Annotated in this window: 7 protein-coding genes; 6 read left to right on the forward strand and 1 reads right to left on the reverse strand. The window is 33.6% G+C overall.

The genetic code is table 11. The features are described 5' to 3' along the window. The first annotated feature begins 362 nt into the window (after positions 1-362). From BW716_RS39300 to BW716_RS33275, 5 genes are all read left to right on the forward strand, one after another. The gene (locus tag BW716_RS39300) at positions 363-635 is read left to right on the forward strand and encodes a TatD family hydrolase (RefSeq protein ID WP_368678229.1); all 273 of its coding nucleotides are present in this window, start codon (positions 363-365) and stop codon (positions 633-635) included. Between the two features lie 216 nt (positions 636-851). Next, the gene (locus BW716_RS33260; protein ID WP_083730373.1) at positions 852-1,550 is read left to right on the forward strand and encodes a DUF3800 domain-containing protein; all 699 of its coding nucleotides are present in this window, start codon (positions 852-854) and stop codon (positions 1,548-1,550) included. Between the two features lie 6 nt (positions 1,551-1,556). Beyond that, positions 1,557-2,063: a hypothetical protein gene (locus BW716_RS33265; RefSeq protein WP_083730374.1), complete on the forward strand. Its 507-nt coding sequence runs from the start codon at positions 1,557-1,559 to the stop codon at positions 2,061-2,063. Between the two features lie 511 nt (positions 2,064-2,574). After that, positions 2,575-3,066 carry a hypothetical protein gene (locus BW716_RS33270; protein ID WP_083730375.1) on the forward strand — a complete coding sequence of 164 codons (492 nt, stop codon included), beginning with the start codon at positions 2,575-2,577 and terminating at the stop codon, positions 3,064-3,066. 156 nt (positions 3,067-3,222) lie between these two features. Further along, on the forward strand, positions 3,223-5,184 hold the full coding sequence (locus BW716_RS33275; RefSeq protein ID WP_083730376.1) for a DUF262 domain-containing protein: 1,962 nt from the start codon (positions 3,223-3,225) through the stop codon (positions 5,182-5,184). Between the two features lie 76 nt (positions 5,185-5,260). Here the strand turns inward: BW716_RS33275 and BW716_RS33280 are convergent, their stop codons facing one another. Beyond that, positions 5,261-7,981: an outer membrane beta-barrel protein gene (locus BW716_RS33280; protein WP_083730377.1), complete on the reverse strand. Its 2,721-nt coding sequence runs from the start codon at positions 7,979-7,981 to the stop codon at positions 5,261-5,263. A 215-nt stretch (positions 7,982-8,196) separates the two neighbouring features. Here BW716_RS33280 and BW716_RS33285 point away from each other — a divergent pair, with 215 nt between their 5' ends. Then, positions 8,197-10,761, forward strand: coding sequence for an outer membrane beta-barrel protein (locus tag BW716_RS33285; RefSeq protein ID WP_083730378.1), 2,565 nt, complete (start codon positions 8,197-8,199; stop codon positions 10,759-10,761). The last annotated feature ends 400 nt before the right edge of the window (positions 10,762-11,161 follow it).

Consider the following 11,161-nt stretch of genomic DNA (forward strand, 5'->3'; position numbering starts at 1 on the left):
TTTAACTTGGCAAAGTAGAATTAAATAGCTAATAATAAATGTCATTTGATACTCATTTTCACTTGGATTTAGTACGAAATCCAGGAAAATTTGTGCCTTCTATTGAACAACAAAAAATTTATACAATTGCAATAACCAATCTTCCAGGGATATTTGCAAATACAGAAAGGTTATGTACTGGATGTAAATAAATTAAAAGCGTCATTAGGTTATCATCTAGAATTAGTTTCAAAACATAATAACCGGTTGAACTTTTTCGAATCTCACTGATAGAACTCGATATGTGCAGAAATAGGATTGGATAATTTAAATGAGTCCTCAATAGATTTTAATATACAAAAAAAAATGAAAATGTTATATCTATTTGTGCAGAAAATGAAAGCAAAATTTTAGCAGTCCATTCTCGGCGAGCTGATAAAAAAGTATTATCTATAATCGGGAATAATTTTTCTGGGAAAGTTATTTTTTATTGGTATTCTGGTTCTAATGTAGAATTAGAAAGAGGGATAAATTATAGGTTTTATTATTCAATTAATTCTACAATGGTAAAGTCCAATAATAGGAATAATTTATTAAAGCAAATTCTCAAGGACCGGTTGTTAATTGAAAGTGATGGTCCATTTATAGAATATTAGGGCAGAAAAGCAGATCCTTCTTTGTTAAGTATGATTACAGGGGAGTTCTCGAAATATTAAAGATACTGCTACAATAGAAGTGAAGAACATTTTAAGGTTTAATTTTGAAAATATTTTTTCAAAGAATTGAGCTTATATTTTAATTATTATGGTAGTTTAACATAAAGTATGTTTTGTAAAATAGAATTTATGATTATTTAAAATTGTAAATATAATATGTATAATCTGTATATAGATGAAAGTTGCCATTTAGAGCATGACGGTATGCCTGTTATGTGTATAGGGTATATGAAAATTAATGATGACCAATATTTTGATATAAAAAATGAGGTAAAGCAAATCAAATTGCGCTATAAAAATCCAACTGAAATAAAATGGAACAATCTTTCTGTTTCGCGATTGAATTTATATAAAGCGTTAATCGATTATTTTTTTGAAACTGATATTTTTTTTCGATGCATCCTGGTTAAGTATAAAAATAAGCTAGATAATAAGCAATTTAATCAAGGGAATCATGATAATTTTTATTATAAGCTAATTTATTTTTTGCTAGAATCTGCAACTAATCCTTCAGCAAATCAATACAGGGTATTTTTAGATGTAAAAGACACAAGAGGTAAAGAAAGGTTGAGAAAAATAGATGAGGTTTTACACAACAAGCATGATGGTAGTTCTCCATTTGTAAACTTTCAGCATATTCATTCTAATGAAAGTGATTTGTTGCAATTAACTGACCTTTTTATTGGTGCCATTACTTTTAAAGCAAGAGGGCTAGACAAATTACCTAATTCCAATAAAGCTAAGATTGAATTGGTACAATATATAGAAACTAAATCCGGGTATCTATTGGATGAAGGAACTGAACCCTGGGAAAAGAAATTCAATATTTTTGACCATCAGCCAAAACAGTTATAATAGGAAATGCCGTTAGACGAATTAGATTTATTGTTTGATGAGACAGAGCTTAGCATTGATGCTCCAACTGCTGAACAACTATATGAAATGTATGGTCATTTTCTCCATGACTTTTGCCATACGCCTCTCATCCATAGAGGGAAAATAGTTACAGTTAATAGGAATTTATCCCATCACCCTCTGTTTAAAAGAAAATTTGAAGGATTTGTCCATGTAGTCACGAGAAAAAGCGGTTATACAGATAAAAGACAGTATGACAGAGACAGAGCAAATAGAATACATTGGATTAAGCCGATATTGGACAATTGGGATAGCCCTTTAGTATCATATTTTGAAAGAGTTGGTGATGATAGCGCATTACAATATTTTTATTGGGTTCAGACACTTCAATTCGTTGTTATTTTAAGGGAAGTTTCACCTGATTTATTATTAGTGACAGCTTATTGCGTTGACAAATATAATACTGAAAAATTTCGTAAGTATCTTAATGAATATAGAGAAAGAAAAAAATAGGCAAAAAAAACCCCACTTCGTAAGTGAGGAACGCAACTTTAGGCATTGCGATTGAATGGACAAGCCACTTGCCAGCGCCTTTACTCTTTGAGTAATGCAATACAAAATTAATGTTTATTTTTTAATAAAAAAAGCTAAATCTACATTAAAGCTATTTATTATTAATAATTAATAAAGTTGTGTCCGCTTATAGAATGCTTTATTTTACTTCTTACGGGAGTTTTTATTTTGTTGAATATCAGGTATTTATTTTATTTAAAAATAAATATCAGTTATTTCCAATTTTCTAATTTAAATACTTATGGTAATAATACCATTAATTGTATCGACTGGGGCTTTTCATATGAATCAAATGTTGCCCTCGCTTAATTATTAGTCGTTAGCTTGGTATTCTATAGGCTAATTACTATATTTTGCCCCGACCTCCTAAGAAATAATCCCTGTTACAATTTTACATTTGATTGCATATGTATTTCCATTTTGTAACCCACGACTTCAAAAAAATAATTATATGAAATACTTTAGCCTGTTGTTGTTGACAGCCCTATTAGCAGGATGCTATGCCCGTGTACCTGAAAAAACAGGATTAGAAGGTAAGCCTATTCCTCATTACACTGTTTTGCTATCTGATAGTGTTACTTATTATAATACAGAGCATATAAAAAGTGGCAGGCCTGCGGTGTTTGTTTATTTTGGAACTTATTGCGTGTTTTCCAAGGCGCAAGCAAGGGAAATTGCCGATTATATGGATAAGATGAAAAATATTGATTTTTATTTTGTGACGACATCTGAGTTTGGAGATATGAAGAAGTTTTATAAAGAATATAAATTGGATAAATTTAAGAATGTGATTATGGGAAAGGACTATTCGAATTTTTTCGCTGATTATTATGAAACGGCTGGTGTACCGTTTATAGCTATTTATGGGAAGGATGGTAAGATGATAGCTGCATTTGATGGAAAGGTAAGTCCAAGGCAGATAAGAAATTGTGCATTGGGTTAATATTTTAATTAAAGAGAGATATTATATGAAGCAGGCTCGCAAGGCCTGCTTTTTTAGTTAAATGTTTGTTAATCAGTTGTTAACGAGAGCCGTCTAATGTTACAATAATAGCATGTGAGTAATAATGTATAGATAAAAAAAGTTTCGATTCTACATATGGACAATCAGTTACAATCAGTTTCAAAAATATTTACTGATAAGATTTATAGAATACCGGATTATCAGAGAGGGTACGCGTGGACGGTGAAACAATTGAAGGAGTTTTGGAGTGATGTGAAGTTATTAGACGAGGGGAAGAACCATTATGTAGGTGTATTAACTCTAGAGAAAGTCCCACAAGCTACTTTTACGAAGTGGCTGGATGATGGATGGATCATTACCTCTAAAAGTTTTGAGCCATTTTATGTGGTGGATGGTCAACAGAGATTATCTACTATTATTATATTAATTCAGGCAATTACAGAGGTAGTTGATGAAAAACAAACTTTGAATTACTCAACCCTTGATGAGATTAGAAAGCGGTATATTTTCGATTCGAAAGACAAGGGAATTTCCAGGTCTTATATTTTTGGGTATGAAAAGGATAATCCTAGTTATGAGTTTTTGAAGACCAGGATATTCAATGAACAATCAACGAACGGGTATACAAAAGAAGAGACTATTTATACGAATAATTTAATTTTTGCAAAAGATTTCTTCATTGAAAAATTAAGGGAATTAAAATTTGAAGAAATAGAAGAGATTTTTAAAAAGGTAACGCAAAATCTCCTGTTTAATATTTATAGTATCACTTCTGATATTGATGTGTTCATTGCTTTTGAGACAATGAACAATAGGGGGAAACCATTATCAAATTTGGAGCTATTAAAAAATAGGCTAATTTATTTGTCTACTAAGTTTAATACAGACGAGAATGAAAAGGAATTACTGAGAAAAAGAATTAATACTACCTGGAAAGCAGTATATCATTATCTGGGGAAAAATAAGGATAATATTTTACATGACGATTTATTCCTGATGAATCATTTTATGATTTATATCGGGGGAGAATTAGACCTGGATGAGTATTTAGGAGGAGCAAGGCGATCACGATGGTTTTTTAGGGAATATTATGCAAAGTTTTTATTAGAGAATAAGTTTAGCCTAAAGAGTCTATATGATAAGAAATTAACAATTCAGGATATTGATAATTATATAGCCAGCTTGAAGAAAAGTGTGGAAATCTGGTTTAGTATTCATAACCCAATGTTGTCATCTGATTATGATGATGAAGAAAAATTATTACTGGAAAGGTTATATAGAATGGGCCTTGATCAGTTTGAGCCGCTACTTTTGTCATATTATTTAAAAAAGTCAACAAGAAATATTAGAATTAAATTCTTAAAAACGCTTGAAAGATTTGGGTTTTGTAATTTATGGCGATTAGGTGTTTATTATCTCGATCCTCATTTTTCAGATAGAAAGGCAATTGAATTAGCTAAGGGAATTATTTCCGTGTCAGAATTAGAGAGATTTTTTAGTGATGCAATAGCTTCAATTCAAAATTCCGATTTTTGGGAAGAAGTGACAAAAAAAATAAAGAATGATGGTTTTTATTCCTGGAATGGAATACGGTATTTTTTATTTGAGTATGATTTTCATCTGAAAGAGAACTCAAAAACGAAGCGATTAAAAATAAATTGGGAACAATTCTCAACTGAAAAGGAGGATTATATTACGGTAGAACATATATATCCGCAAAAGGCCACGGATCCTTGTTGGAAAAATGAGTTTAACATTTATACGAGTAGAGAAAGGACTGCACTTGTTAATTCTTTAGGTAACTTATTACCACTTTCGAAACCTAAAAATTCAAGTTTACAGAATGGATGTTTTAGCAAAAAAGTAGATAATGATGTAAATAAGGTAGGGTATCGTTATGGTTCCTATTCAGAAAATGAAGTAAGTAAGTTGTCGGCGTGGACCCCTAAAGATATTTTAGAAAGAGGATTGAAATTGTTGGATTTTATGGAGGCAAGGTGGGGAATAACAATAGGAGACGAAGAAGCAAAGATCAGGATGCTTGGATTAGAGTTCATAAGTAAAAAATTAAATGTAAAAAGCGTAAAATCATCATAATATTTGAATAGTATTTTAAGTAAAAGGGCAGGCTTAGATAAGCCCGCCCTTTATTGAATTGATAACTCAGTTCCATTTATGATGGTTTAGAAACTTCGCTTGAAATAGGTTGGCTTTTCCCTGCTGGATAATTTTTGATAAACCAGGTAAAGCTCAGCATAAAGTAAGGTTGAAGCACTGTCTGCCTGATATCCTCCACATAATTATCTGCAATATTCCTTGAAATACTTTTGTTTTGGTGCAAAAGGTCATACCCGGATAATTTAACCATCCCTTGTTGCTGATGAAATAGTGTTTTCGCAATATAGCCATTCAGTAAGGCTATCGTCGTATTATACCCAGCAGCTCTTCCGGTATTAACAGTATACCGTAGATCATTACCTATTATAAATCCTGCCGGTAAATTTAAATTGTAGTTGATAGATAAATAGTAAGTAAGGTAATTTGTATTATTATTTGAAAGTGCATCGTATTTATTACCAGTATAACTAAGTCTGGCCAAAGTGTTAATGTCGAAAATTGTTTTGTATCGATAGTTGATATTTAAATCTTCATTGACGTTGTAATTATGAACAAATGAACGGGTCTCTTTGGCATTGATATATGTCAAGGTTATATCCCTATTATACCCAATATCAGTGGATAAGTTGATCCTGGTGGAAATAGGTTTTAAAAAATAGCTATTAGCGAAGTAGCCTTTTAGGTTAAAGGCTCCATTTTCATTGATTGGTCTGGAATACTGACGGCCAGAGCTGTCGTAACGAGTTGAATTAATCACCTTATGCTGGGTAACCTCTCCTGTTATAAATGTAAAGAACCCTGATAAGCTCTGCAGATTAAATACATTATATCCAACCATTACATTATGCTTGTACGATGGTTTGAGGTCTGGATTCCCTTCCTGTATTAATAAGGAATTCGCCAGGTTAGGTAAAGGTTGTAACTGCTGGGTAGTAGGTAAGATAGTGCTACCATTATAGCCAAATTGAATAGCTTTTTCCTTAGAGATAGATATTCTAAGTTTGGCGGAAGGGAAAAAACTAATATAGCTTTTATGAAAAGATGGTGCAATCGTGTTCTCAGTGTTCAATGTAATAAACTGGGTGTTTATACCTAATAAATAATCATATTTCTGTTTATTAGTGCGAACCTGTATACCTGCGTTTTGGGCCAGCGATTTGTTGCTGGAAATATTGCTAAGGCTGTCATTGATGCTATCATACTTACCAGAGATCGAGTCCTGATCGTATGTTTTATTTGTTAGGTTATTAACATTTTTATTGAGTGAATAAGATAATTCCATTACCCGATCTTTTGTAAATGGTGTTGTATAGCTAAGCCGTAATGTCGTATTGTTAGCAGTATTATCATTTTGAGAAAGTCTATTATAGCCTGTGGTATAGGCCGGCGATAAATGTGTATCTTTTGTTTGGTAAGTGTTTTTGCCATTGTCATTGCTGGTATTGAAATTCACATCTGCACTAAAGGTCTGGCCTGGCTTTTTGAATTTTTTCCTATATAAACCATGAAGTCCCATGTTAGGGGTAGTTTGTTGAGTTGTATTGTGCGCGATGCCAATTATGCTGGTATCTTTATTTTGATTGAAAGATTGGTAATTATTGTCCAGGATTGTATTGTTAGTTTTGTAGGTTAATTGTGGAGCGATTAACAGTGATTGAGAGGTATTTATTTTATACATGACCCTCATTCTAAGATCATGTTCGGTAGTACGTGAGCTATTCAACGATTGTTGGTTATAAAACCAGGAAGTATCTGGTAAGAAAATTTGCCTTGCACTAATGGTATTATTCTGAGAATGGTTTCGGTTTGCTGAATAGCTAACATCAACCTGGAGATTTTTTCGTTTTTCTACATTGTAATTAATAGCCCCGGACCATATATCCGATATTCCATTATCGGGTACCATGCCTGGAGAGGTGCTACCAGGATTAAAAAATCTGTCATTAAGGTTATTAGCATTCGCAATTACTGAAATACGATCTTTCTCACTAAAGCTATTGATGCTGAGGTTTCCAGCGTACCTGTCATTGGTACCATATCCGACAGCTGCAGCTCCGGTCATCCCTCTGCGTTTATTCTTTTTAAGGGTAATGTTGATTATTTTATCATTATTTCCATCATCAAATCCTGAAAACTGGGCCTGATCGGATTTTCCCTCAATGAGTTGAATTTTATCTATTATTTCTGCTGGTAAATTTTTAGTCGTAAGGGCTACATTATCTCCAAAAAATGGTTTGCCGTCTACAAGAATCCTTTTTACAGCTGTTCCCTGTGCAGTTATTTTACCACTAGGATCGACCGAAATGCCCGGAACTTGTTTCAGTAATTCTTCTACTACTGCATTAGGCCTGGTCTTAATACTACTTGCATTGAACTCGAGCGTATCCTTTTTAATCACAACAGGGGGAATGGATTGTTTAATCTCAAATCCATTTAAAGTAATGTATTTACTTTTCAACATGATCTTGCCAAGATTAGTATAAGATTTTGAGATACTGATTTTCTGATTATAAGGTTGATAACTCATAATGGAAATATATAGCTGATAGGTACCGGTAGGAAGCTGTTGAATAATAAATTGGCCCTTTTGATCGGAAAATGAAGTAGCAATTGCCTTATTCTCTTTCAAAACAGAGATAGTAACGTCTCTTACTGGCAGACCAGTGGAAGAGTCCGTTACTATGCCTCTGATTTCGTTTGTTTGGGCAACAGACAGGAAAGGGGGGAAAACTAGTATACATACTAATATCTGAATCCTCCTACTTAGGATTTTCATTGGGACCTGTTTTTTCTAAATTGCAAAGTGGAGGGTTTTGTAATATAAAAAAGTGACAAATTTTGTCTTGATAAGAAGTGAAATAGATGAGATTACTTTCGTCGGTAGTAAATTTTGCCGGATCTCTAAAGAAAAATGATTCCTGTACTACCAATATGATCTTATGGTATTATTACTTTGATAAGATATAACATCCATTGAATTAAGCCCAACGTATGAAATGTATACCACTATTCATTATCCTCCTTGGTGGAATGCTTTCATTAAAAGCACAATCAGGTTCAATCATTAGAGGCAAAGTGAAGGATTCATCTGGTAACCCTGTTATAGGCGCCAATATATTTGTGTACAATTCAAAAGATTCTGCACACTGCGTAAGTGATGTTGATGGCCTCTTTAATACGAAGATATCTCCTCAGTCAGGGACCAAAATCAGAACTACCTACCTGGGATATGACACCAGTGTCCTGGATTTTGATATTAATAAATTGACACCGTATGAGGTGGTATTAAACCCAAGCGCTAAGAGTTTAAAAGAATTTGTGGTGAAAGGCACGGCCGCACCCATGAAATTAAAATTTGATACTGTCGAATTCAATGTGGATCAATATATCAATGATAAGTATGAGATGGTACAGGATCTTTTTACAAAGTTTCCTGGATTGGATGTGGAACCTGACGGAAGCATTTCTATTAATGGAAAGAAAGTGACGAAAATTAAGATCAATGGACAGGAATATATGATCAGTAATATCAAATCATTAACCAGCATTATTCCTGCAAACATGATCAGCAAGATTCAATTTGTAGATGACTATGATGAATTAGGTAGATTGACCGGAAGAAGGAATGGTGTTCCAAATATTACGATTAATCTTGTCACCCCTAAAGATATATCTACCATTTATAACCTTAGAGTTGATGGGGGATTAGGCAATGAGAATAAGTACCTGGTAGCAGCAAATGGTGGATTCCATAACCCCAAAGACCAGCTCTTTTTTATGGTAAATAATAACAACAAGGATGCCGCCGGTGGAAATGGGACTATTACCAATGGCGAGGCTGGTTATCACTATAATTTTAATAAGCAGTTATCACTGAATGTGTCAGGCAGGATGAACAATCAAAGCGCTGTTTTCCAATCATTTTCACAGTCAACTGATATTACTGATAATGGTACGCTCAATAGTGTGAATAATGGTACTAATTATAGTGCGAATAAGTTGAAAGAGTTGAACCTGAAATCAGAGTATAAAATAACTGACAATGATTTAGTACTCGTTCAGTTTTCTGCTGGCAATACTAATACTGTTAGTCAAAATAATTCGGCTACGAACCAGACTGGGTTTCAGAAAAAGGATATTAATAATGTCATCAGCCAGGAAAGAAAGAGTAATAATTGGAGTGGAAGTGTTTTAGCTTCTCATACCTTTAATAAATCAGGAAGGATTTTGTCGCTCCAATTGTCACTAAATAATAATGATAGTAAATATCAAACTGATGAGGCAGATAAAATTCGTTATTATAATGATACATCCTATGTAGACTCAACCATACTCCAACAAATTCATAAGGATGAATTAGGGAATAATAGTTCATTGGCGATTTCTTATGTGGAACCGGTGAAAGAAAATGCAAGTTTCGAATTGAAATATATTTATCAAAACCGAATAACTAAAAATTCCCAATTGACAAGCTGGGGAGATGAAAATGGGAAATTGTTGCCAGTAGATTCTCTTAGTAGTCAATACAAATATGCAGTTTATCAACACCAGGTAGAAGGTAACTACCAATTAGCAAAAGGCAATGCTGAATATACCATAGGGTTAGCTATTTCTCCTAACCAGTTAAAAACAACTACAACTAGTTCCGGGACCACAATTTTCCCGGTTTTAAAGTTTCGTTATAAGTGGCCTTCCTTGTTGTTTAGTATAAATTATCAAGGACAAACAAGGTTTCCAACCTATCAACAAATAGCGCCTGTTACAGATCTTAGTAATATCCAATATCCCATAGTAGGCAACCCTAGTTTGAAAATAGGACAGTCTCATTCGGTGATAGCTGAATTTACCCGATCCGGGAAGAGTAGTTTCTGGGGCAGGGGGATGTATACAAAGAATATTCATGATATAGCGGTGAATACTATTTTAATAGAGGATGTATTAGGGACTGTAAAACAGGAAACCCACTATTTAAACACAAATGGGAATTTTTCAGGAGAGGCAAAACTGGGTTGGAGCAGACAATTTGGTAAAGTAAAGAATAGTATCCGGATGGAAATGGGAACGAAGTATAGCCATAATATTTTATTTGCTAATAATGTTCAAAAGTATAATGATATCTGGAATGTATCTATTAAATTGAATCCTCAATTACGTTTTGGGTGGGTGACCTTCATACCCAATTTCGGCTATCAATTTAATAGAAGTAAATATAATATTACGGAAGAGACTGTAATTGATTGTCATACTTTCAATATGGGAAGTTACTTGTTTATCAAATTCCCGGAAGGATTTTCATTGGAGGCATGGGGTAATAAACAATTAAATTGGGGGTATGCTTCCGGAGCGATCGCTAATCCATTATCTATGGATATGAATATTGGGAAGAAATTTTTCGGAGATAAGATTACTATATTATTGGAATGTAATAATGTATTTAACCAGCGAAATAGTTCTTCCTATAATGTTTCTGCAAATAGCGTGTCTATTGGCTCTTCTTCGGTAGTAAGCAGATTCTTTATGCTGCATGCCATTTATAGGTTTAGCAAAGCAAAGTAGGTAGACAGTCAGTGAATCCGGGAGTCTATATACAATGACAATATTTGTGTGTAAAACGAATTGATCTCCCAGACTCACTTTCTGCCTGAGGTTAACGGTTATGAAAAAAGCATAATTTGACCTGGTTGGGCCATTGATGAATGTGGGAAAACTGGAAATGGATGGGTGGTAAAAGTACTCGCTTTCGTCTTTGGAGTGAAGGTAAGCTGATTTTTTAAGTAGAAAATTAGGAGGTCGGGAAGAAAGTTAGGATGTGCTAAAACAGGAAAACAGTAACACCTACAAGAGAGATGTTACTGTTCCTTATTTACGTTGAGTCGTAGGGGCGCTGGTATGCATGAATGGTTGAAAGGCACGTTTGAATATCTTCGTTAAAATCTATAGAATTACCCATTTACGG

It is taken from the genome of [Flexibacter] sp. ATCC 35208, from assembly GCF_001975825.1.
Lineage (GTDB): Bacteria > Bacteroidota > Bacteroidia > Chitinophagales > Chitinophagaceae > Chitinophaga.

Bases quoted from the DNA above. Each gene is read 5' to 3' on its own strand.
- BW716_RS33260 (WP_083730373.1), top strand. From the start codon at position 852: ATGTATAATCTGTATATAGATGAAAGTTGCCATTTAGAGCATGACGGT.
- BW716_RS33265 (WP_083730374.1), top strand. From the start codon at position 1,557: ATGCCGTTAGACGAATTAGATTTATTGTTTGATGAGACAGAGCTTAGC.
- BW716_RS33270 (WP_083730375.1), top strand. From the start codon at position 2,575: ATGAAATACTTTAGCCTGTTGTTGTTGACAGCCCTATTAGCAGGATGC.
- BW716_RS33275 (WP_083730376.1), top strand. From the start codon at position 3,223: ATGGACAATCAGTTACAATCAGTTTCAAAAATATTTACTGATAAGATT.
- BW716_RS33280 (WP_083730377.1), bottom strand. From the start codon at position 7,981: ATGAAAATCCTAAGTAGGAGGATTCAGATATTAGTATGTATACTAGTT.
- BW716_RS33285 (WP_083730378.1), top strand. From the start codon at position 8,197: ATGAAATGTATACCACTATTCATTATCCTCCTTGGTGGAATGCTTTCA.